This is a genomic window from Streptomyces antioxidans (assembly GCF_000968685.2).
GTDB classification, from domain to species: Bacteria; Actinomycetota; Actinomycetes; order Streptomycetales; family Streptomycetaceae; genus Streptomyces; species Streptomyces antioxidans.
In genome coordinates this window covers 21,508-42,357 of sequence record NZ_LAKD02000109.1, presented here as the reverse complement: position 1 = coordinate 42,357, position 20,850 = coordinate 21,508, and the positions used below count along the sequence as shown (strand labels likewise).

Here is a 20,850-nt window from a genome sequence, read left to right as displayed (position 1 = left end):
CGATGAGCAATGATGGGCAATCGGCCGGGAGTCATCTTCACATGCGTTCCGCTGCGGAACCAGCGATTCCTGACCCATTCCCGGATCAGTTCGACTGCACCGGAGATAACTGGGCCCGCACGGCGGCCGTATGCCGTATGGCCCATCACGGCAGGCGCCCGGGCACGCCCTGTGACCACACTGATGCACATGGCAGAGCGAGACCCGCGCCCATCGACCACCAAGACGAGCCCGCGCCCCCGGTCGCCCAGACCGGCCGAGGCCGCCCGGCACGCGTGCGAACAGCTCGCCTCACTGATCGTCCATGAGCCAGAGGGCGTCAGCGGTGTGGCCCGCCACGAGGACGGCTGGCTGGTCAGCGTGGACGTCCTCGAGGTCGCCCGGATCCCCGACACCACCAGCCTGCTGGCCACGTACGAGGTGCGCATCGATGGGCGGGGCGAGCTCCAGGAATACCGGAGGGTCCGCCGCTACCGGCGCGGTGCGGCCGACGACTGCTGAGACAACCGCCGAGACGACCGCCGAAAGGACGCCCCGAGATGCCCACTGGCACCTATACGGAAGAGGTCGTCTGCGTCCAGCGGACCGGCACCCTCTACGACTGTCTGGAACTCATCCTCGACCGGGGCATGGTGATCGACGTCTTCATCCGGGTCTCCCTCGTCGGCATCGAGATCCTGAAGATCGACGCCCGGATCGTGGTCGCCAGCGTGGACACCTACCTCCGCTTCGCCGAAGCCTGCAATCGCGTGGACCTCGAATTCGACCGCAGCAGTACGACGGTTCCCGAGCTGCTGGGCGGGGTCGCGAGCGGCGGCGGGAGCCCGGCCGGGCGGATGGCCACGGGCCTCGGCAAGAAGAAGACCAAGAAGGCGGTGGCGGGCGTGGGCGAGAAGGTCAAGCGGGCCGTCGGGGCCGATGACGACGAGGAGGAAGAGGAGCGGGAGGAGCGGGAGAGCCGCCCCCGGCGGCGCACCGCGTCCACCCGCCGCCGTGCCGAGCCTTCCGAGGAGGACTGATCCATGACCGCGCCCGCGAGCACGTCCCGGAGCGTCTACGTCTACGGCGTCGTCCGCGCCTCCCACGCCGTGCCGCCGGGCCGCACCGGGGTGGGCGAGCGGCCCGCCCCGGTCCGTACCCTCCGGGCCGGCGCGCTGGCCGCGGTGATCAGCGACGCTCCGGCCCGGCTGCGCGCCAAGCGCCGCGACCTCCTCGCCCACCAGGACCTCGCCCTGACGCTGGGGCGGGACGGGCCGGTGCTGCCGATGCGCTTCGGGATGGTCGCCCCCGACGAGGAGTCGGTGCGGCGGCAGCTGCTGGGCACCCAGAACGACTGCCTGGCCGCGCTCGAACGCGTCGACGGGCGGGTCGAGATGAACCTCAAGGCGCTGCCCACCGAGGCCGGCCTGGGCCCGCTGGTACGGGAGGACCCGGAGGTGAGCCGGTTGCGCACCGCCGCGCACCGGGCCCCGGGGTACGAGGCCAGTGTGCGGCTCGGCGAGGCCGTGGCGCGCGGGCTGAAGCGCAGGGCGGCGACCGCCGCGGCCACGGTGCTCGCCGAGCTCTCGGCCGTGGCGGACGCCACGGTGCACTGCCCGGAGGTCGAGGGATGCGTGCTCAACGCCTCGTTCCTGCTGGACCGGCGCGGGCAGCGGCGGTTCGAGGGCGCCGTGGAACGCCTCGCGGCCACCCACCGCGACCGGGTCGAGCTGCGGCTCACCGGCCCGCTGCCCTGCTACAGCTTCACGGAAGGCCGGGCCTGAGATGGGCGTGCTGAGCCAGGTCGTCCTCTTCCCGCTGGCGCCGGTGCGCGGGGTGGTGTGGGTCGCGGAGCGGGTGCGGGACATGGCGGAGGAGGAGATGTGCCATCCGTCGGTGCTGCGCGCCCGGCTCGCCGCGCTGAACGAGGCCCTGGAGTCGGGGGCGATCGGCCCGGAGGAGTTCGACCGTGAGGAGGACCGGCTGCTGGAGCTGCTGGAGCGCTCGGGCGGCACCGGGGGGAGAAGGGCGGGGGTGCGGACGCCATGACGGAACGCGATCTGGTCCACCCCCCTTCCGTGGCCACCGAGCGGCACCCCTCCGACCTCGCCGAGATCCTGGAACGCGTCCTGGACAAGGGCATCGTGATCGCCGGGGACATCAAGATCGACCTGCTGGACATCGAACTGCTCACCATCCGGCTGCGGCTGTTCATCTCCTCCGTGGACACCGCGCGCAGGGCCGGAATCGACTGGTGGGAAACCGATCCCGCGCTCTCCTCGCGCGCCGCGCGGGACACCCTCGCCCAGGAGAACGCGGAGCTGCGCGAACGGCTCCACGCCCTGGAGTCACGGATCGGCGCGGAGGAACCGAGCACCGACGGCACGGAGGGGCTGACCAGTGTCGGCGCGGCCGAGGAGGAGCGGCGCCCATGACCCGCACCGAGGCCCCCACCCTCACCTACGCCTTCGCGGTCTGCCGGGGCGGCGACGTCACCGCCCCGGCGGACCCGCTGGCCGAGCCCCCCGGGCTCGGCGGGCTCCCCGGGCTCGGCACCGGCGCTCCCGTCCGTACGGTCGCGGCGGGCCCGCTCACCGCCGTGGTCCAGGACGTGCCCGCGGCCGGATTCGACGAGGAGGCGCTGCGGAGCAGGCTGTCCGACGGCGCCGAGCTGGAGCGCTGCGCCCGCGCCCACCACGCGGTGATCACGGCGGCGTCCGCGCTGGCCCCGGCCGTTCCGCTGCCCCTGGCCACGGTCTATCTGGACGACGGCCGGGTCCGCGAGGCCCTGGGCGAACGGGAGGCGTCCCTCCTGGCCGCCCTCGACCGGATCGCGGGCCGGGTCGAATGGGGCGTGAAGGTCTACGCCCCCACGGGACCGCGGCCCGCCCCGGAAGCGTCCCCGGGGGACGGCCCGGTCAGCGGCCGCGCCTATCTGAACCGCGTCCGCACCCGGCAGTACGGCCGCGAGCAGCGCCACACCCTGGCGCTGCGGGCCGCCGAGCGGGTGGACACCGTCGTCCGGGGCCTCGCCGTGGCCGCGCGCCGACTGCGCCCGCACGGCGTCGAGGTGACCGGGAGGCACCGTACCCATGTGCTGAACGCGGCCTACCTCCTCGACCTGGGCCGGGAGCGCGAACTGCGCGCCGCGCTCGTGTCGTTGCGCCGCGATGAGACGGACGTCCAGATCGAACTCTCCGGGCCGTGGGCGCCCTACTCCTTCGCCGACGGAGGCATCACGGACACGGCGGCGGCCCCATGACCACGCCGCCCACCCGGGGCCCAGCGAAGGCGCTGTGGGAAGCGGTCCCCGCCGCCACCGCCCGCAAGGAGGCCCCCGCGTGGGGAACCACCCCCGCCGAGGCGCTGGGCCCGCTCGGCGTCCCCCTCGTGGACCTCCTGGACCGGGTGCTCGCCACCGGCGTCGTCATCAGCGGCGACCTGGTCATCGCGATCGCCGAGGTCCCCCTCGTCCGCCTCTCCCTGCACGCCCTCCTCTCCTCGGTCAACGAGCGGGTGCCGGCCCCCTGGACCGACAGCGGCCCGCTATGAGCACGCCGGTCCCCGCCACCCCCGCCCGCGCCGCCCCCTCCCGCGTGGACATCGACCGCGACTCGGTCGGCCGCGACCTGGCGGCCCTGGTGCTGACGGTCGTCGAACTCCTCCGCCAGCTGATGGAGCGCCAGGCCATCCGCCGCATCGACGCGGGCGGCCTCAGCGACGACCAGGTCGAGCGCATCGGCACCACGCTGATGCTGCTCGACCAGCGCATGACGGAGCTGTGCGACCAGCACGGCCTCACCCCGGACGACCTCAACCTTGACCTCGGCCCGCTGGGCACCCTGCTCCCCCGCGACTGAGACAGGAGGGGGCAGGGAGCAGGGCAGATCAGCCGCCGAAGGCTTCCGCCATGCGGTCGAGGTCGGCGAGGAGGGCGGCCAGACGCCGCTGCGGGAGGGCGTCGACCATCGTCCGTTCGATGGCGTAGACGGCGGAACGGGCCGCGTCGAGCCGTTCACGGCCGTGCCGGGTGAGGTGGGCGGGGAGCGCGCGGCCGTGGTCGGTGGTGGCGGGCCGGGAGATCAGGTCCGCGTCCTGGAGGCCGCGGAGCACGACGTTCATGGACTGCCGGGTGACGAACGCGCCGCGGGCGAGCTCGGCGTTGGACAGTCCGGGCCGCTGGTCGAGGAGTTCCAGACAGGCGTACTGCGGCACCGTCAGCCCGTGTTCGCGCAGCGCCTTGTCCATGGCGCCGCGCAGCGCGGCGGCGGCGCGTTTGAGGCGGTAGCCCACATGCTCGGTGACGTCGTCTGCGGGGTGCGGCGGGGCCACGGGCGTCCGGTCTTCCATGTCAGGATTTTGACATAGGGAGCGGCCGTGCGTACAGTCCAGCAATGTCAGAGTCCTGACATCGAGCAGCGCCAGCACGACTGACTCGGCCACCCATCGACCGCCTGACGACCCGGGAGGACCCATGCCCGCCACCATCGAAGGCCCCGACTTCATCGCCCTTCAGGTACGCGATGTCGAAGCGGCGGCCGCCTTCTGCGAAACCCACCTCGGGTTGCGGCGCGCACCGGCCTCGCCGCCCGGTGCGGTGGTGTTCACCACCGCACCGATCCCGTTCGCCGTCCGCGAGCCGCTGCCGGGCGTGGATCTCGACGACGCCGCGCGCCCCGGCCTCGGGGTGGCCCTGTGGTTCCGCACCGCGGACGCCCAGGCCCTCCACGACCAACTCGCCGCCGCCGGGGTGCCCATCCTGAGCCCGCCCCAGGACAGCCCCTTCGGCCGCACCTTCACCTTCATCGGCCCGGAGGGCTACGCCCTCACGGCACACGGCGGCTGACCGCGACCGCCGTCGCCGCGGAGCCGGTCCGCCCCCCGTCCGCGGACCGGCTCCGCACCGGGACCGACGCGGTCAGCCGTTCTCGACGACCATCACCGCATTGCCGTCCACGTCCCGGAAGCTGACCATCGGCGGCACCGGGGCGCCCCAGCGCTGGACCTCCGGGCCGGTGTCGACGCCGCGCCCGCGCAGCGCCGCGTGGTCGGCATCGATGTCCTCGGAGGTGAGGATGAGGCCGGTGTCGTAGCCGGGCCCCTGCCCGCCCTCGCGGGGCAGCACCAGCGCGATCGCGGTCGGGGCGCCCGCCGGGGCCACCTCGATCCAGCGGTGACCGTCACCGAACGGGATGTCCGCGCGCTTCTCGAAGCCGAGCGTGCCCACATAGAACTCCAGCGCCCGGTCCTGATCGGCAACGGTGACGGCGACCCGGCCCACCTCGGTGAAACGCGCGCCTTTCGCGGCCTCGGTCATGGGTGACCTCCCTCGGGATGATGCGTTCACCTCCAAAGACCCCCGGCCGCCCCGAAACTCATCGGTCAGCCGACCGCACACCCCGCCCCGGGCCCATGGCAGAAAAGGTGGGAAGCCCGTCATTGCTGCCGTGTTCGCGCGCTGCGAGGCTGAGCCGCATGAGATCCCGCAGCGTGCTCATCGTTGTCTACGACGGGGTGCAGAGCCTCGATGTGACGGGGCCCATGGAGGTGTTCACGGGGGCGGGAGAGGCCGCGGGGACATCGGACGCGTACCGGGTCAGGACCGCCGGGCCCGGTGGCGGACCGGTGCGGACGAGCGGCGGGCTGTGTCTGCTGCCCGACGACGACCTCGCCCGCGCCGAACCGCCCCACACCCTCGTCGTGCCCGGCGGCCCGGGCACGGCCGACCCCGATCCGGCCGTGGTACGGCGGATCGGCGAGCTGGCACCCGGGGCGGAGCGTGTGGTGTCGGTGTGCACCGGGGCCTTCCTGCTCGCCCAGGCGGGACTGCTGGCCGGGCGCCGCGCCACCACCCACTGGGCGTACTGCGACTCGCTCGCGCGCCGCTTCCCCGACACCGCCGTCGCCTCCGAACCGATCTACGTCAGGGACGGGAACATCGCCACATCGGCCGGCGTCACGGCCGGTATCGACCTGACCCTGGCGCTGGTCGAGGAGGATCTCGGCCGGGACGCCGCGCTGCTGGTGGCCAGACATCTGGTGGTGTTCCTGCGCAGGCCGGGTGACCAGGCTCAGTTCAGTACCCAACTGGCCGCCCAGCTCGCCGAACGGCATCCGCTGCGCGAGGTCCAGCGCTGGATCGCCGAGCACCCGGACGACGACCTCTCGGTCGACACCCTCGCCCGCCGCTCCGCGCTCTCCCCCCGTCACTTCGCCCGCGCCTTCGCCGCCGAGGTGGGGATGACGCCCGGGCGGTACGTGGACGCCGTCCGGCTGGAGACCGCCCGCCGTCGGCTGGAGGACACCGAGGACGGCGTCGAGGAGATCGCCCGGTCCTGCGGCTACGGCACACCCGAGGCGATGCGGCGCGCCTTCGTCCGCGCCCTGGCCGTACCGCCCGCCGAATACCGCCGCCGCTTCCGCCCCCGCGCCCCGGACGGAACCCCATCCGCAGCCCCCACCGGAATCACGGCCGGACCCCCGGCTCACACCCCGACCAGAGGAAACTGATGCAGATCGCCATCCTGCTCTACGACAACTTCACGGCGCTGGACGCCGTCGGCCCCTACGAGGTCCTCTCCCGCATCCCCGGCGCGGAGGTGGTCTTCACCGCCGCCCGGCCCGGACCGGTCCGCACCGACATGGGCAGCCTCGCCCTCACCGCGGATGTCCCCCTGTCCGAGGTGACCGCCCCCGACGTCCTGCTCGTCCCGGGCGGCCCCGGAACCCAGGCCCAGCTCTCGGACGGGCCGACCCTCGACTGGCTCCGGAGCGTCGATGCGGCCACCACCTGGACGACCTCCGTCTGCTCCGGCTCCCTCCTGCTGGCCGCCGCGGGCCTGCTCACCGGGCGCCGGGCCACCTCGCACTGGTTCTGTCTCGACGATCTGGCGGCACTCGGCGCCGTCCCCGACACGGAACGCGTGGTCATCGACGGCACCTACGCCACCGCCGCCGGTGTCTCGGCCGGTATCGACCTCGCGCTGACCCTGACCGGCCGGATGGCGGGGGACGAGGTCGCCCAGGCCATCCAGCTCGTCATCGAGTACGACCCCCAACCGCCCTACGACGCGGGCTCGACCGCCACCGCACCCGCCCACCTCGTGACCGCCCTGCGCGCCAACGACCTCATCCTCAGCCCCTGACCCCGCACGCCCGGAAACACCCGACCGGCCCGGTGCGCTCCCCCGTCGCGCACCGGGCCGGTCGATGGGCCTGCCGCCCTGCCCCCCACGGAGAGCGGCAAGCCCCTTTCCCCGTTGGCTATTCCGTGGCGATCGCGTTCAGGATGTTCATCCGCGCCGCCCGGAAGGCCGGGACCAGGGCCGCGACCAGGCCCACGACGGCGGAGCCGATGAAGACCGTGATGATCGTCGGCCACGGGATCTCCAGGGTCTTCAGCCCCTCGAGCGCCAGCAGCTTCTGGGCCGTGGTGCCCCAGCCCATGCCGAGCCCCAGCCCCAGCAGGGCGCCGAAGAGGGCGATGACCACGGACTCCAGGCGGATCATGCGGCGCATCTGGCGGCGGGAGACACCGATGGCGCGCATCAGCCCGATCTCGCGGGTCCGCTCGACGACCGAGAGGGCCAGGGTGTTCACCACACCGAGGACGGCGACGATGATCGCGAGCGCCAGCAGGCCGTAGACCAGGTTGAGCAGCTGACCGACCTGGTCCTTGACCTCCTTCTTGTAGTCGGTCTGGTCGCGCACCTTCACCGACGGGTAGTGGTGCAGCTGGGACTTGAGGGAGGCGTACGCCTGCTTCTCCTGGCCGTCCTTGGCCTGCGCCAGCATCATGACGTTTGCCGGGATCAGCTTGGCGGGGACGTAATCCTGGACGGTGGCGATGTTGATGTACATCGCGCCCTTGTCGAGGCTGACGTCGTCCGAGGTGATCGCGGCGACGGTCAGCTTGGCGGTGCGGCCCTCCTTGAAGGCCACGGTGAGGGTGTCGCCCCGCTTCACCTTGTGGTCCTTGGCGAAGCCCTCCGGCACCGACATGGCGTTCTTGCCGTACGCGGCGGACAGATCGCCCTCGACGACCGGGGTCCGCAGGTCCTCTGCGTACGTCGGGCTGGCGGCCAAGAGCTCCTTGGTGACCGTCTTGCCGTCGGGCAGGGTGAGCTTGGTGCCCTCGATCTGCTTGGCCTCGCTGATGTGCTTCAGGCCCTTGGCCTGCCGCACCGAGTCCGCGATCCCCTTGGTGATCGGCTGGCCGGTGTCGGACTGGACGATGAAGTCCGCACCCACCGACTTGTCCAGCTCGTCGGTGGCCGAGGCGACCATCGAGGAGCCCACCACCGACAGACAGGCGACCAGCGCCAGGCCGATCATCAGGGCCGCGCCGGTGGCGCCGGTGCGCCGCGGGTTGCGCAGCGCGTTGCGCTCGGCCAGCCGCCCCACCGAGCCGAAGATCCGCAGCACGACGGTGGCCAGTACCCGGACCACCAGACCGGCCAGCAGCGGGCCGATGACGATGAAGCCGATGAGCGTCAGCACCACGCCGAGGCCCAGGAACAGCGAGCCGTCGACCGCCTTGTCCGCGTTCCCCGCGACCACCAGGGCAGCCGCGCCGCCCGCGGTGAGCAGGGTGCCGATCGCACCGCGGATCCATCCGGCCTTGCTGTCCGCCGGAGTGCCCGCGTCGCGCAGGGCCGCCATCGGGGAGATCTTCCCGGCCCGACGGGCGGGGATGTACGCCGCGATCACGGTGACGATGACGCCGATGCCGACGCCGACGATGGGCGTGGTGGCCTTCACGGTCAGCTGGTCGGTGCTCAGATGGAGCCCCGCACTGCCCATGATCTTCATCAGGCCGACGGCGAGGCCGACCCCGCCGAGGACGCCGAGGATCGAGCCGACGACACCGAGCAACAGCGCCTCGATCAGCACCGACCGGTTGATCTGCTTCCGGCTGGAGCCGATGGCCCGCATCAGGCCGATCTCCCGGGTGCGCTGGGCGACCAGCATCGAGAAGGTGTTGACGATCAGGAAGATGCCGACCAGGACGGCGATCCCGGCGAAGCCGAGCATCGCGTACTTCATCACGTCCAGGAACGAGCCGATGTCGTCCTCGGCCTCCTTGCTGGACTCGGCCTTCGTCTGCACCTTGATCCCGGTGCCGAGGTCAGCCACGACGTTCTTCTTCAACTGGTCGTGGCTGACACCCGCCTGGGCGGTGAGGGAGTAGCTGGAGTAGACCCCGGGGGCGCCGAGCAGCTTGCGCTGCGCGGTGTCGGTGTCCATGAAGATCAGCGTGGCGCCGGGGTTGGTCACCTGGAACGTGGCCAGACCGACGATCTTCGCGCGGAACTCGCCCGGGACGGCGATGATCCGCACCTCGTCGCCCAGCCTCAGCTTCTTGCTCTTGGCCGTGTCGGCGTCGACCATCACCTCGGTGGGGCCGCGCGGGGCGTGGCCGGAGGTGATCTTCACCGAACGCTTCTCGGTCGGGTCCCAGTTGGTGCCGATGGTCGGCGCGCCGGTGTCCGCGCCGATGCTGTTGTCATTGCTGTCGGCGGCGGTGACCGACTGGCTGGTGGCATCGCCGAGCACCGACTTGACGCCGTCCACCCGCTTCAGCCGCGCCAGCTCCGAACCGGGCAGGGTACGGATCCGGCCCTGCCGGGTGTCGTTGTCGCTGGCGCCCTTGGGGCTGACCGTGACATCGGAGGCCGTGCTCGCGAAGAGCTTGTCGAACGTGGCGTTGGTGGTGTCGGTGAAGACGAGCGTGCCGCAGACGAACGCCACCGACAGCAGTACGGCGATCGCCGACAGCGCCATCCGCCCCTTGTGGGCGACGAAGTTGCGCAGTGAGGTCTTGAGGACGGTCATGACACCCGTCCTCGCGCGTCGAAGTGCTTCATGCGCTCAAGGACCAGCTCGGCCGTCGGGTTGTACATCTCGTCGACGATCCGGCCGTCGGCCAGGTACAGCACCCGGTTGGCGTAGGAGGCGGCGACCGGGTCATGGGTGACCATCACGATGGTCTGGCCCAGCTCGTCCACCGACCGCTTGAGGAAGCCCAGCACCTCGGCACCGGCCCGCGAGTCCAGGTTCCCGGTCGGCTCGTCACCGAAGATGATCTCGGGGCGGGCGGCCAGGGCGCGGGCCACCGCGACGCGCTGCTGCTGACCGCCGGAGAGCTGGTTCGGACGGTGCTTGAGCCGGCCGGCCAGGCCCACGGTCTCCACCACCCGGTCCAGCCAGGCCCGGTCGGGCTTGCGGCCCGCGATGTCCATCGGCAGCGTGATGTTCTCGATCGCGCTGAGCGTGGGCAGCAGGTTGAACGCCTGGAAGATAAAGCCGATCCGGTCCCGGCGCAGCTTGGTGAGCTTCTTGTCCTTGAGCTTGGTGATCTCGGTCTCGTCGATGTAGATCTGCCCCGAGGTGACGGTGTCCAGACCCGCCAGGCAGTGCATCAGGGTCGACTTGCCGGAGCCGGACGGGCCCATGATCGCGGTGTACTGGCCCCGCGCGATGTCCACGTCCACCTGGTCAAGCGCGACCACCCGGGTCTCCCCGGAGCCGTACGCCTTGGTGACCTGACGTGCCCGGGCGGCGACGGCCGTATGTCCTCCGCTGCCCCCGGTCCTGGGAATCGATACAGCCGTTGTCACGGTCTTTCTCCTTCGATGTCCGATCGGCGATCTCCGTTCCCCCGACCGCCGCATCAAGACTGCCGCGATCCGGGAACCTCCGCGATGGGGAACGGCTCCCTCTTCGGGGTGGGGCTAGCACCACCCCCTCGGCCGCACAGCCCGTAGCAACCTTATGAAATCGGGACGACCAGCTCCTCATCCGCCCGGACGAACCGGGAGTAGGAGTACAGGGTGGGCATCCCCTAGGGGAGTGAGTCCCGGGTCTGACCCCGGGCCCGGGATCGATGGTGCACCCTCCCGCCACGTCAGGCTCAACCCGGGCCGCCTGGACAGCCCGGACGCGTCCTTCCGCCACCCTGCCCCGGCATGGAATCGTGGGTCGTACAAGAATCGTGCGCACCCGAGTCGGACGTACGAACACCAGGGACAGGTGCCGGCGCGGACCGGCGGAGGGAGCTCGGCACCGTGGGCGGCACCGCACGACGGCCGATGGACGCCGACCCCGGACCCCCGGCGCCCCGGCCGCCCGGCGAGACCCCCGCCCCCAGCGGCCGCCGCCCCGTCGTCGCCGCCCTGATGCTCGGCATGGCACTGGCCGCGCTGGACTCGACCGTCATCTCCACCGCCGTCCCGCAGATCGTCGGCGACCTCGGCGGCTTCTCCGTCTTCTCCTGGCTCTTCTCCGGCTATCTGCTCGCCGTCACCGTCTCCCTGCCGCTGTACGGAAAGCTCTCCGACACCTTCGGCCGCAAGCCCGTCCTGCTCGCGGGCGTCGTGCTCTTCGTCCTCGGCTCGCTGCTGTGCGCCGGGGCCTGGAACATGGCCTCCCTCATCGCCTTCCGGGTGGTCCAGGGGCTGGGCGGCGGGGCGCTCCAGGGCACCATCCAGGTCGTCGTCGCCGACCTCTATCCGCTCAAAGAGCGGCCGAAGGTCCAGGCCAGGCTCTCCTCGGTATGGGCGCTCTCCTCCGTGGCGGGCCCCACGATCGGCGGCCTGCTCGCCGGATACGCCGACTGGCGGTGGATCTTCCTCATCAATCTGCCCGTCGGCGCCCTGGCGTTCACCCTGATCACCCGGCACCTGCACGAACCGCGACGGCACCGGGAGAGCCGCCCCCGGGTCGACTGGGCCGGGGCACTCGGCGTGTTCCTCAGCGGCGGGCTGCTGCTCACCGCACTCGTCCAGGGCGGAGTGGCCTGGAGCTGGCTGTCCGCGCCCTCGCTCACCATGCTCGGCGGCGCCACGGTGTGCGCCGCGGCCACCGTATGGATCGAACGGCGCGCCGCCGAACCGATCATCCCCGGCTGGGTCTGGCACCGCCGCACCATCTCGGCGGTCAACATCGCCTTCGCCGCGCTCGGTCTGCTGATGATCGCCCCGACCGTCTTCCTGCCCACCTACGCCCAGTCGGTGCTGGGGCTCGGACCGATACCGGCCGGGTTCGTACTGTCCACGATGACGCTGAGCTGGCCGATCGCCGCCGCCCTCAGCAGCCGCGTCTACGGCCGCGTCGGCTTCCGGCGCTGCGCCATCACCGGGATGACGGCCGCCACGCTGGTCCTGGCCGCCTTCCCGCTCCTCCCCTACCCGGGCGCCGCCTGGCAGCCCGCGCTGATCATGCTGCTGCTCGGGGGCGCGCTCGGACTGTTCCAGCTGCCGCTGATCATCGGGGTGCAATCGTCCGTCGAATGGGCCGAGCGCGGCACCGCCACCGCCTCGATCCTCTTCTGCCGCCAGGTCGGCCAGAGCGTCGGAGCGGCCCTGTTCGGCGCCGTCGCCAACGCGACGCTGGCCTCCCGGCTGGCCGAGGCCCCCGACGCGATCCGGCCGGGCCTGCCCGACGACCTGGACTCGGTCTCGCGCGCCCTGGAACACCCCGGCGCCCTCACCGACCAGGCGGCCGACTATCTAGGACGGGCCGTGGACACCGCCGTCGACCACGTCTACCTGGGCTCGGCCACGGCCGCACTCCTGGCCCTGCTGGCCCTGACCTTCCTCGCCCCGCGCCGCTTTCCGATACGGCCGGAAGCGAACCCGGAGGCAGCGGCGGAAACCGAAGCCTGAACGGCGGACAACGACGACTGCGACTACGACTACCGAAGCGTCCCGGACGGGTGCTGGGGCGGAGCCCCAGTTCCGGGAAGGGGCGGGGAGGGGAACGGCCCGCCAGCGGGGTCAGGACTCGTGGTGCGGCGCCGCCGCCGCGTCCTCCGCCACCGGCTTGCCGGTCAAAGCCGCCAAGCTGCCGCGCACATGCTCCAGATGCGCCTTAAGCTCCTCGCGCCGCTCCACATGCTCACGCAGCGTCCGCTCCGTCTCCCGCGCCAGCCGCTCCTCCCGGGCCCGCGCCTGGGCGATGATCTCCGCCGCCTGCGCCTGGGCGTCCTCCTGCCGCAGCCGCGCGGCCTGCTCGGCCATCCCGTACTCCCGCTTGGCGTCGGCGATCCCCGCCTGGGCGTACTCCTCCAGCTGGGCCAGCCGGGCCGTCATCGCGTTGTCCCGCTCGGCCAGTTCACGGCCCGCCGCCTCCCACCGCTCGGCGTGCTCCCGCTCCTGCTCGGCCAGGATCCCGGCGATGCGCTGGCGCATCTCCTTCAGCTCCGCCAGCGCCTGGGTCCGCCACTCCTTGGCGTCCTGGCGCGAGGCGACCCGCAGTTCGTCCACGTCCACCTGGGCCGACTCCAGGGTGGCACGCGCCGCCACCTCGGCGGCCTCGCGGACCAGCTCGGCCTCGTCACGGGCGGTGTCCCGCACCGTACGGGCCACGACCTGCGCGGCCTCCCACTCCTCCTGCGCCACCGCCTCGGCCGCCGCCCGCAGACAGCCGACCTCCTCCTCGGCCGCCATCAGGATCAGCTGGGCCCGATCGCCAAGGGACTCATAGGTCTGGGGGGCCAGTTGGGAGATCACCTCGCGCAGCCGCTCCGCCTCGGCGGTCAGCTCATTGGCCAGCACGGTGAGGCGCGCGGCGCGCTCCCACGCCGCGTCCCGCGTTTCGGACAGCTCGGCCACAAAGCGGTCGACCTGCGCGGGACGGTAGCCACGGCCCCGTCCGCCGACGATGGTGAAGCCATGACGTGACACCGATGCGCCCATCCTTGGAACCCCTTTTGTCCGGTATGCAACGCGCTTCGGCGCACATCTTTATAGATGGCGTCCCATCCCCCATAACGCGACACTCCGCCCATATCCACGGCTGGAAGCACCGCCGGTGACAACAACGACGAGGCGCCCGCCCCCGTCACGGGGGTCGGGCGCCTCGATCACCATTCGTTCGTCGGTCGTTCGTCGGTCGAGCTTCAGTTGAGCTTCGGCCGGGCTTCGGTCACGCGGTTCGTTCGGCGGCGCGCGGCCGGGAGCGCGCGAGCCGGCTCACCACGGGCCCCGCCCAGGGCTCACAGCAGACCGTCCCACATCTGCTCCAGCAGCACGGCCCACCAGTTGTCCGGCGCGGACAGCGCCGCCGGGTCCAGACCCGCGAGCTGCGCCTGGAAGTCCACGGTCCAACGGCCCGCCTGGTCCGGAGTCAGCCCGTACCGCAGCCGCCACATCCGGCCCAGCAGCGCCATGCACCGTACGAACTCCGGCAGCCCGGTGTTCACGAACTGCGGCGGGGCGGGCTGGGGCGCCGCCTCCAGCGGCACCGCCACGATGTTCGCCGTGCCGTACTGCACACACAGCTGACGGCCGAAGTCATTGCCCATGACCAGGTACGAACCCGCGTCCGGCGCCGACTGCACCCCGCGCTCCGCCGCCAGCTCCGCCAGCGTCGGCACCGGGCGGCCCGCCTGGGCCTGCGCCCAGAAGAACGGACCGAAGTCCACCGGCAGCCCCGCCCACACCAGCGTCTGCGCCACCACCTCGGGAACGCCCGTCCGCGACACCGCGCGCTGGTCGAAGCGGACGATGCCCTGCGGCCCGAACGCCTGGCCCAGCTCATGCGCAAGGCCCTCCGGCGGCACCGGCGGAATCGGCTGCACCTGGCTGGGGTGCGGCAGCGGCACCCGGTTCGGCGCCGGCCGGGCCGGACCGTCCGCCACCTGGGCCAGCTCGCCCTGGTGCTCCAGCAGATGGCGTACGCCCTGCTGCCGGGTGGCGTGATCGCGCCCGTACGGAGCCGTGTGGCTGATCCGCACCTGCGGCCAGCTCTCCCGGATCATCCGGGCACAGTAGCCGCCGGGCAGATCACAGGACTCCAGCTCGGTGTGGAGCTCAAGCACCTGCTGCGGCGGGACGTTCATCGCCCGCAGCTCATGCAGGATCTGCCACTCCGGATGCGGCGTCCCGGGCGCCGAACGGCGGATCAGCTGCTGCTCCGAGCCGTCCTGGGCGCGGTAGCGCAGCACCGCCATATAGCCCGGGCCCACGGTCGGCTGGCCGGGGGGCGGCGGCGGATACGCATAGCCGGGCTGCGGCGCCATCCCCGGCGCGGGCGCGCCCGGAGGCGGCGGCGCAAGACCCTGGGCCGGAGTACCAGCGGGCGGAGGCATACCGGGTCCGCCCGGGTACGGCGGACCGGCCGCGCCCGGCGGGGGCGGCGGCGTATGAGGACCACCCGCACCGGGGACACCGGGTGGGCCGGGCGGCTGCGGGCCGGATGGGGCACCCTGGCCCGGAGCGCCGGGGGGCGGGGTCTGACCGCCGGGCGCACCCGGGCCACCCGCGAGCATCGTCGCGGCGGCATGCACCCCACCACCGGGCCCACCCGGAGCACCAGGCGGAGGCGGCGTCTGCCCACCACCCTGCCCACCAGCAGCACCAGGAGCACCGGGAGCACCGGGGTTGGCGGGGGCACCGGGGGCCCCAGGCGCACCGGGAGGACCAGGCGGGCCAGGCGGGCGCGGGGCGCCGCCGAGGCTGTCGGAGTCAAGCTGCGAAACCAGCTGCGTCGGTACGTACCCCCCAGCCGGAGCGCCGGGGGCACCGGGCCCGGACGGCGCGGGCGGCGGAGGCGGGGAGTCCGCACCCGACGTCCCCGGCGGAGCACCGGGCGGCGGAGGCATCGGACCGGCGCCTGCCTTATGGGTGGCGGCGTCCGCGATGTCACTCGCGTTGGGACCGGCACCGGGACCAGCGTCCGGACCGGCGCCGGGGACACCCTGCTGCCCGGGGAAGTCGAGGGACGGGGCGATGGCCGTGGGCGGCAGCGCACTGCCGGCGGACATCAACTCGGTCTTGGCGTCGGGCCGTACGCCCGGCGCCGGGGTGTCCTCGTCGTCGGAGCCCGCGAGCGGCGGGGCGAAGACCGTGGCGGGCGGGGCGACCGAACGGTCGTCGTCATCGTCGCCCTTGATGTCCGTACCGGCCCACGGCGTACCGCCGCCGGGCGTGGCCGCGCTGTCGGCCTGGCCCCCCGAGGGCGGCGTACCGGCGTCCGGTGCGGGCGGCGCCCATGGGCTGCCGCCACCGGCCGGGGGCGGAGGCGGCGCGTTCCGCCAGCCCTCACCACCGGACGGGGCGCCGGGCGCGGAAGGAGCGCCGGGCGCTGGAGGGGCGCCCGGCGCGGGCGGGCCGTCCTGCGGCCGGTCACCCGCGAGCGGGCGCGCGACCCCGCCGGACGGCCAGTCGTCCACACTCCCGCCCCGTTCCTGGGGCGCGCCCGGAACGGGCCCAGCGTGAGAAGGCGCAGCAGACCCGGACAGGCCCAAACCCGAAGCGGAGGCACCACCAGAAGAAGCGGCAGCGTCCGACGCGCCCCCGCCCGGCTCCGTCCCCGCCCGCTGCTCGGGAACGTCCAGCGGCCCCTCAGCCCCGGACCGGCTGCTCAGCGCGTCCGCCGCCTCCTGCAACCACTCCGGCGGAGTCAGCAGGAAGGACGTCGCGTTCAGGTCGATGCGCTGCTGCCGCCCGGCGGTGGACTCGTCGAGGGAGCCGTCGGTCGTGCCGTACCGCTCCTCGTAGCGGCGGATCACCTCACCCACCGGCAGCCCCGGCCACAGCGTGGTCTCGCCGCTGTCGCGGGCGATCACCATCCGCGTACCCTGGGCCCCGCTGCCCGAGACCGGTCCGTCCTCGCGGTCCTCGGCCCAGACCACAAAGCCCAGGTCGAACTCCCGGACCCGCGCCTCGCGCTGCTGATAGGCGGGCACATCGCCGTTGATCCAGAGTTCCGCGCGCTCCTGCGCCTGTGCGAAGGTCACCATCGCGCTCACCCCTCCAACGGGACGGCGTACGCGAATCCGCCGTCCACCATCAGGTTCGCCACGGTCTCGAGCTCCGGCGCATTGCCCGCCAGCCGGAGCAGGAAGGCGTCGAAGTCCTCGCCGCACGGCAGCATCAGCCGCTCCACCCGCTCCTGGACCGTCCAGCCGTCACGGTCCCGCGCGTCGTCATACGCACAGAACCACACCGTGCCGATCGCGTCACCCTTCACCTTGACCGCGATCACCCCGCCCTGGACGAAGCCGACGCCCAGATAGTCCTTGGTGAAGTGGTCCCGCAGACACTTGTTGATATAGACGAGGTCATTGACCGCCGCCTCGTCGCGCACCGTGAAGAAGGGCTGGTCGATCAGCAGCCCCAGCTCCGGGTCGAGCGCCGTGCCGACCGGTGCGCAGCCGCCCGCCGCCTTGAGGAAGGCGCGGTACGCGTCGGGCAGCCGGTAGCCGAGGTCCTCCTCGACACCCAGCACCTGCTCCTCGGTGACCGAAATGCCCCGCGGCGGCAGGCCCACATGCACCGGCCGGGTCTCCTGCAGCGGGCGGGTGCCCCGCTTCTCCTGGTCGACCTCCGCCGTGGCGAGCCCGCCGTGGTGCCGCAGCAGCGCCTTGACCTCGACCGGAATCAGCTCCATGCGCCGGGTGCCGACGACGTGGTGCCAGGTCCAGCCATGCGGGGTGGCCACCACCGGCGCCCCGTTCCACAGCTCATGACCGGTGGCGTGCAGCGCCGCGTTCGCCGAGACGTAGTCCGTCAGCCGGAGCTCGTCGACGCCGAAACCCTCCGGGGGCTCGGCGATTTCGGCGGCAGCGCGCGCATACGGCGAGAAGTCCGGAAAGCCGTATTCGTCCACGCGGACGCCCTTGGGGTGGCGCGCGGCCCGGACGGGATCCGGGAAGTGCACGACCTGCCCGGCGTAGGCCGTGTTCGGTGGCGCGGCATGCTGCCCGAGCCGACCTGTCGTCATGGCGGTTGCCCCCTGCTGATGCTGGCTACTGAACACAGCCTATGCGGTGACGCAACCGGCCGAACCGGGCGGCCACCCGCCCCCGGTGCCCCCTCGCTCCCCACCAGGCCGTTCCGGCCCGGACTACCGCAGCGCCCACGGGATTTGGCAATCTGATCATTGCAACCGGGGGATTGCACAGGGAGGGATCCACCACATGCACATCACGCAGAGCAACGGGGGCGGCGACGGCGCCACCCCCGCGGCCGGTGACCCCCGGCTGAGATGGAGCAGCGTCGACCCCGACACCGGCCCACCGCCGCTGCACCACCGCCGCGACGGCATCCTGCCCGCCGTCGCCGCCGCGCTGTCCGTCCGCGGATCCACGCTGACCTGCACCGGAGGCAAGGCCGACCAGCCGCCGACACTCCATCCGCTGGTACGGGAATTCCTCGACGCGCTCGCCAGCGGCCAGCGCGAACGCTTCACCGGCCGCTGCCCCGAAGTGATCCTTCTCTCCCGCCACCTGACCAATGTCGAGGCCGGTCGCTCCAAGCGCGCCTCCCGCAAACCGCTCACCCAGGGTGAGGCCCGCCGCTCCCTCAAACAGGCCAAGCTCACCACCCGCCGAATCCGGGAGGCGGGCGACCCCCAGCACGGCAGCTACGCCCCGCCCTGTCTGTCCTGCGCCGCACTGCTGGCCCACTTCGGCGTACGGGTGGTGGGGGAGAGCACGTGAGCCAGGCACACCAAGCACCAGAGACACCACAGACAGCCCAAGCCCCACAGGCACCGCAGACGACCCAGGCACCACAGGCACCGCAGACGGCCCAGGACGCGCCGGGAGCGCCGACACGGCAGCCGACCCGCCCGGCCCCGCGGCAGCCGATCGACCGCCTGGACGTCACCCGCTTCCCCGTCGCCGTCGACGCCGCCCTGCGCGACGCGGGCTGGCAGCCCGGCCGCTGGGACATGCGGCGCGCCGAGGTCTGGGCCGACACCCTGCGCGCCCACACCTCACCCGCGGGCCACCGGCACGCCATCTCCCCGGCGGCGGTCGAGGCATGGGCCGAGTTCGGCGGGCTGCACATCCAGCCACCCGGCGCGGGCCGCGAGATCGCCCCGACCCCGTTCCGCATCGACCCCCTGCTCGGCCTCCACCTCGCCCGCACCCTCGGCGATCTGGGCCGGGCCCTGGAGACCGAGGTCAGCCCGCTGGGCGAAGAGGCAGCCGGACAGGCGCTGTTGACCATCGACACCGAAGGACGGGTCTACAGCCTCGACCACACCGGCGACTGGTACCTCGGCCCCACCCTGGACGCCGCCCTCAACACCCTCGTCACCGGCGCGCTCCCACCCAGACTGACGCGCACGTGACTCGCCCCGTAGAGGCCGCCGGGCTGGGTCGATGTGCGGCTCCGCCGCGTGGGCGCGACCAGCCACGACGGCGCCACAGTCGAACGACAGCGCTCAGGGCGAGTCCCCAAAACGCTCAGGCGCTCTTCGCCCGCTCCACGCCCCCGGCACGATCCGCCGGACGGTCCACGGACTGATCCGTACGACCCGTACCGTCCGTACGGTCGCGCCCGTCCGGGCGATCCGTATCGTCCGGGATGACCGCCGACACCCGGAAACCACCCGCCTCCGTGGCCCCCGACACAAAGCCCCCACCGAGCGTCGAGACCCGCTCCCGCATCCCGACCAGGCCGTTCCCCCCGCTCGGCAGCCCCGCGTCCGCCGCGCCGCGCTCCGACGGCCCGTTCTCCACCTGGACCGCGATCTCGGCGGTACGGTGCGCCACCCGGACCCGGGCGCGCGCACCCGGGGCATGCTTGTGGACGTTGGTCAACGCCTCCTGGACCACCCGGTAGGCCGTCTGCTCCACCGGAGCCGCGTACCGCCGCTCCTCGCCCTCGACCGAGAGCTCCACGGCCATCCCCGCCGCCCGGGACTGCCCGACCAGCGCCTCCAGCTCCGCCAGCCGCGGCCCCCCGGCCACCTCTGCGGCCACCCCCGCCCCCGCGGCATCCGCGGCGGCCGAGGCAGCCGCCACCACCACCGCCAGCGGCCGCTCCCCGCCAGAAGACCCGGCGGCGTCGGCGGCGTCGGGGGTATCGGAGGCATCGGAGGAGGAGAACCCACCGGCGGAGGAAGACTCACCGGCAGCGGCGGACGAAGCGGACGAAGACGAAGACCCGGCGGCGAACGCCGCCCCCGCCCGCAGCCCGTCCTCCGACCGCAGCACCCCCAGCATCTGCCGCAGCTCGGTCAGCGCCTGCCGCCCCATGTCGCCCACCAGCGCCGCGTTCTTCGACGCCTTCTCCGGATCCTTGAGCGCCACCGCCTGCAGCGCCGCCGCGTGCACCACCATCAGGCTCACCCGGTGCGCCACCACGTCGTGCATCTCCCGCGCGATCCGGGTCCGCTCCTCGTTACGGGCCCACTCGGCCCGTTCCTCCGCCCGCTCCGCGAGCAGCGAGAGCTCCCGCTCCAGACCGTCCGCCCGCTCCCGCAGGCTCTCCACCAGCCGCCGCCGCGCACGGACGTACAGCCCCAGCAGCACGGGCGGGCCGGTCAGCCCCAGGGTGAGCACCATGGCGAACATCGGGGCCTCCCATACGGAGGTCCCCAGACCGCTCTGCGGATTGTCCCGGCGGAGCCCGATCACCGTGACCAGGAAGCTGCCCACCGCCGCCATCCCGGCCAGCACCGCCGTGATCCGGCGCGGCACCTCGGACGAGGCGAGGGTGTAGAGCCCCACGACGCCGAGCAGCAGACCCATTTCGGCGGGGGTGACCGCGATCGATATCAGCACCACGGCGATCGCCCAGCGCCGCCGCAGCAACAGCGTGGCCCCGACGAGCGCCCCCATCAGCACCCCGGCGGCCGCCGGAACCCGGGCATCGTGGGCGAAACCGACACCCTCCACCGCACACTCGATCGACGACGCCACGGCGAGCAGGACATCGAGCCCCATGCTCCGCCGCCGCGCCCACCACCACGGCCCCCCGGGCGCGCCCCGCGCGCCCGCCGCCTCTTCCCCCGTCGAACTCATAGCGACCAGCCTACGGCCGGGCGCCAGCGCATTTCGCGGGGACACGGCGGCGCACAAGAGACTCGAACGCGAGGTAAAGCCGCTCATGTGACTCGAACGAATGAATCACC

21 protein-coding genes and 1 pseudogene are annotated in these 20,850 nt (G+C 72.8%); 14 read left to right on the top strand and 8 right to left on the bottom strand.

Going from position 1 to position 20,850, the window contains the following annotated elements; translation table 11 throughout:
- Positions 1–189: 189 nt before the first annotated feature.
- From VT50_RS31860 to VT50_RS31825, 8 genes are read left to right on the top strand one after another with little or no spacing between them, the layout of a single operon-like run.
- Positions 190–501 carry a gas vesicle protein GvpO gene (locus tag VT50_RS31860; RefSeq protein WP_046090494.1) on the top strand — a complete coding sequence of 104 codons (312 nt, stop codon included), beginning with the start codon at positions 190–192 and terminating at the stop codon, positions 499–501.
- Positions 502–539: 38 nt separating this feature from the next.
- Positions 540–1,019 (top strand): gas vesicle protein GvpJ, encoded by a 480-nt coding sequence (gene gvpJ, locus VT50_RS31855; RefSeq protein WP_046090495.1) that lies wholly within the window; start codon positions 540–542, stop codon positions 1,017–1,019.
- 3 nt (positions 1,020–1,022) lie between these two features.
- Entirely contained in the window at positions 1,023–1,763 is a 741-nt protein-coding gene (locus tag VT50_RS31850) for a GvpL/GvpF family gas vesicle protein (RefSeq protein ID WP_046090496.1), read from the top strand.
- Position 1,764: 1 nt separating this feature from the next.
- Complete coding sequence (locus VT50_RS31845; protein WP_046090497.1) at positions 1,765–2,028, top strand: gas vesicle protein GvpG; 264 nt, start codon at positions 1,765–1,767, stop codon at positions 2,026–2,028.
- Positions 2,025–2,414 carry a gas vesicle protein gene (locus VT50_RS31840; RefSeq protein WP_046090498.1) on the top strand — a complete coding sequence of 130 codons (390 nt, stop codon included), beginning with the start codon at positions 2,025–2,027 and terminating at the stop codon, positions 2,412–2,414. Before VT50_RS31845 ends, VT50_RS31840 begins: the two co-directional genes overlap by 4 nt.
- The gene (locus VT50_RS31835) at positions 2,411–3,241 is read left to right on the top strand and encodes a GvpL/GvpF family gas vesicle protein (protein ID WP_046090499.1); all 831 of its coding nucleotides are present in this window, start codon (positions 2,411–2,413) and stop codon (positions 3,239–3,241) included. The genes VT50_RS31840 and VT50_RS31835 overlap by 4 nt, the downstream gene beginning before the upstream one ends.
- Positions 3,238–3,531, top strand: coding sequence for a gas vesicle protein (locus VT50_RS41470; RefSeq protein WP_420822245.1), 294 nt, complete (start codon positions 3,238–3,240; stop codon positions 3,529–3,531). Before VT50_RS31835 ends, VT50_RS41470 begins: the two co-directional genes overlap by 4 nt.
- Complete coding sequence (locus VT50_RS31825) at positions 3,528–3,839, top strand: gas vesicle protein K (protein WP_046090500.1); 312 nt, start codon at positions 3,528–3,530, stop codon at positions 3,837–3,839. The genes VT50_RS41470 and VT50_RS31825 overlap by 4 nt, the downstream gene beginning before the upstream one ends.
- Positions 3,840–3,867: 28 nt before the next feature.
- On the opposite strand, the gene VT50_RS31820 is transcribed toward VT50_RS31825, so the two are convergent.
- Complete coding sequence (locus tag VT50_RS31820) at positions 3,868–4,329, bottom strand: MarR family winged helix-turn-helix transcriptional regulator (RefSeq protein WP_046090501.1); 462 nt, start codon at positions 4,327–4,329, stop codon at positions 3,868–3,870.
- 124 nt (positions 4,330–4,453) lie between these two features.
- On the opposite strand from VT50_RS31820, the gene VT50_RS31815 reads away from it, so the two are divergent.
- Complete coding sequence (locus VT50_RS31815) at positions 4,454–4,825, top strand: VOC family protein (RefSeq protein ID WP_046090502.1); 372 nt, start codon at positions 4,454–4,456, stop codon at positions 4,823–4,825.
- A 72-nt stretch (positions 4,826–4,897) separates the two neighbouring features.
- Here VT50_RS31815 and VT50_RS31810 read toward each other — a convergent pair whose 3' ends face one another.
- Positions 4,898–5,296 carry a VOC family protein gene (locus VT50_RS31810; RefSeq protein WP_046090503.1) on the bottom strand — a complete coding sequence of 133 codons (399 nt, stop codon included), beginning with the start codon at positions 5,294–5,296 and terminating at the stop codon, positions 4,898–4,900.
- Between the two features lie 158 nt (positions 5,297–5,454).
- On the opposite strand from VT50_RS31810, the pseudogene VT50_RS31805 reads away from it, so the two are divergent.
- Positions 5,455–6,405, top strand: a pseudogene (locus tag VT50_RS31805) (GlxA family transcriptional regulator); the annotation flags it as partial.
- 83 nt (positions 6,406–6,488) lie between these two features.
- The gene (locus VT50_RS31800; protein ID WP_046090505.1) at positions 6,489–7,124 is read left to right on the top strand and encodes a DJ-1/PfpI family protein; all 636 of its coding nucleotides are present in this window, start codon (positions 6,489–6,491) and stop codon (positions 7,122–7,124) included.
- A gap of 118 nt (positions 7,125–7,242) precedes the next feature.
- Here the strand turns inward: VT50_RS31800 and VT50_RS31795 are convergent, their stop codons facing one another.
- Together VT50_RS31795 and VT50_RS31790 are read right to left on the bottom strand one after the other, a co-directional pair.
- On the bottom strand, positions 7,243–9,813 hold the full coding sequence (locus VT50_RS31795) for an ABC transporter permease (RefSeq protein WP_046090506.1): 2,571 nt from the start codon (positions 9,811–9,813) through the stop codon (positions 7,243–7,245).
- Positions 9,810–10,598, bottom strand: coding sequence for an ABC transporter ATP-binding protein (locus VT50_RS31790; RefSeq protein ID WP_046090507.1), 789 nt, complete (start codon positions 10,596–10,598; stop codon positions 9,810–9,812). The genes VT50_RS31795 and VT50_RS31790 overlap by 4 nt, the downstream gene beginning before the upstream one ends.
- 471 nt (positions 10,599–11,069) lie before the next feature.
- Between VT50_RS31790 and VT50_RS31785 the strand changes: the two genes are divergently transcribed.
- Complete coding sequence (locus VT50_RS31785) at positions 11,070–12,644, top strand: MDR family MFS transporter (RefSeq protein WP_078841014.1); 1,575 nt, start codon at positions 11,070–11,072, stop codon at positions 12,642–12,644.
- A gap of 111 nt (positions 12,645–12,755) precedes the next feature.
- Here the strand turns inward: VT50_RS31785 and VT50_RS31780 are convergent, their stop codons facing one another.
- The 3 genes from VT50_RS31780 to VT50_RS31770 form a co-directional block, all read right to left on the bottom strand.
- Entirely contained in the window at positions 12,756–13,676 is a 921-nt protein-coding gene (locus VT50_RS31780; protein ID WP_046090509.1) for a coiled-coil domain-containing protein, read from the bottom strand.
- Positions 13,677–13,975: 299 nt separating this feature from the next.
- The gene (locus tag VT50_RS31775) at positions 13,976–16,723 is read right to left on the bottom strand and encodes an SUKH-4 family immunity protein (protein ID WP_046090510.1); all 2,748 of its coding nucleotides are present in this window, start codon (positions 16,721–16,723) and stop codon (positions 13,976–13,978) included.
- Between the two features lie 5 nt (positions 16,724–16,728).
- Complete coding sequence (locus VT50_RS31770) at positions 16,729–17,706, bottom strand: HNH endonuclease (protein ID WP_046090511.1); 978 nt, start codon at positions 17,704–17,706, stop codon at positions 16,729–16,731.
- A 196-nt stretch (positions 17,707–17,902) separates the two neighbouring features.
- Between VT50_RS31770 and VT50_RS31765 the strand changes: the two genes are divergently transcribed.
- Together VT50_RS31765 and VT50_RS31760 are read left to right on the top strand one after the other, a co-directional pair.
- Complete coding sequence (locus VT50_RS31765) at positions 17,903–18,424, top strand: YwqJ-related putative deaminase (protein WP_046090512.1); 522 nt, start codon at positions 17,903–17,905, stop codon at positions 18,422–18,424.
- Between the two features lie 149 nt (positions 18,425–18,573).
- Positions 18,574–19,062: an SUKH-3 domain-containing protein gene (locus tag VT50_RS31760; protein WP_046090520.1), complete on the top strand. Its 489-nt coding sequence runs from the start codon at positions 18,574–18,576 to the stop codon at positions 19,060–19,062.
- 115 nt (positions 19,063–19,177) lie between these two features.
- Here VT50_RS31760 and VT50_RS31755 read toward each other — a convergent pair whose 3' ends face one another.
- Positions 19,178–20,740 (bottom strand): histidine kinase, encoded by a 1,563-nt coding sequence (locus VT50_RS31755; RefSeq protein WP_046090513.1) that lies wholly within the window; start codon positions 20,738–20,740, stop codon positions 19,178–19,180.
- Between the last annotated feature and the right edge of the window lie 110 nt (positions 20,741–20,850).

Excerpts from the sequence above, each read along its gene's own strand:
- VT50_RS31820 (WP_046090501.1), bottom strand. The coding sequence starts at position 4,329 with ATGGAAGACCGGACGCCCGTGGCCCCGCCGCACCCCGCAGACGACGTC.
- VT50_RS31815 (WP_046090502.1), top strand. The coding sequence starts at position 4,454 with ATGCCCGCCACCATCGAAGGCCCCGACTTCATCGCCCTTCAGGTACGC.
- gvpJ (WP_046090495.1), top strand. The coding sequence starts at position 540 with ATGCCCACTGGCACCTATACGGAAGAGGTCGTCTGCGTCCAGCGGACC.
- VT50_RS31850 (WP_046090496.1), top strand. The coding sequence starts at position 1,023 with ATGACCGCGCCCGCGAGCACGTCCCGGAGCGTCTACGTCTACGGCGTC.
- VT50_RS31770 (WP_046090511.1), bottom strand. The coding sequence starts at position 17,706 with ATGACGACAGGTCGGCTCGGGCAGCATGCCGCGCCACCGAACACGGCC.
- VT50_RS31860 (WP_046090494.1), top strand. The coding sequence starts at position 190 with ATGGCAGAGCGAGACCCGCGCCCATCGACCACCAAGACGAGCCCGCGC.
- VT50_RS31845 (WP_046090497.1), top strand. The coding sequence starts at position 1,765 with ATGGGCGTGCTGAGCCAGGTCGTCCTCTTCCCGCTGGCGCCGGTGCGC.
- VT50_RS31835 (WP_046090499.1), top strand. The coding sequence starts at position 2,411 with ATGACCCGCACCGAGGCCCCCACCCTCACCTACGCCTTCGCGGTCTGC.
- VT50_RS41470 (WP_420822245.1), top strand. The coding sequence starts at position 3,238 with ATGACCACGCCGCCCACCCGGGGCCCAGCGAAGGCGCTGTGGGAAGCG.
- VT50_RS31755 (WP_046090513.1), bottom strand. The coding sequence starts at position 20,740 with ATGAGTTCGACGGGGGAAGAGGCGGCGGGCGCGCGGGGCGCGCCCGGG.
- VT50_RS31800 (WP_046090505.1), top strand. The coding sequence starts at position 6,489 with ATGCAGATCGCCATCCTGCTCTACGACAACTTCACGGCGCTGGACGCC.
- VT50_RS31810 (WP_046090503.1), bottom strand. The coding sequence starts at position 5,296 with ATGACCGAGGCCGCGAAAGGCGCGCGTTTCACCGAGGTGGGCCGGGTC.
- VT50_RS31825 (WP_046090500.1), top strand. The coding sequence starts at position 3,528 with ATGAGCACGCCGGTCCCCGCCACCCCCGCCCGCGCCGCCCCCTCCCGC.
- VT50_RS31765 (WP_046090512.1), top strand. The coding sequence starts at position 17,903 with ATGCACATCACGCAGAGCAACGGGGGCGGCGACGGCGCCACCCCCGCG.
- VT50_RS31785 (WP_078841014.1), top strand. The coding sequence starts at position 11,070 with ATGGACGCCGACCCCGGACCCCCGGCGCCCCGGCCGCCCGGCGAGACC.
- VT50_RS31780 (WP_046090509.1), bottom strand. The coding sequence starts at position 13,676 with ATGGGCGCATCGGTGTCACGTCATGGCTTCACCATCGTCGGCGGACGG.
- VT50_RS31775 (WP_046090510.1), bottom strand. The coding sequence starts at position 16,723 with ATGGTGACCTTCGCACAGGCGCAGGAGCGCGCGGAACTCTGGATCAAC.
- VT50_RS31840 (WP_046090498.1), top strand. The coding sequence starts at position 2,025 with ATGACGGAACGCGATCTGGTCCACCCCCCTTCCGTGGCCACCGAGCGG.
- VT50_RS31795 (WP_046090506.1), bottom strand. The coding sequence starts at position 9,813 with ATGACCGTCCTCAAGACCTCACTGCGCAACTTCGTCGCCCACAAGGGG.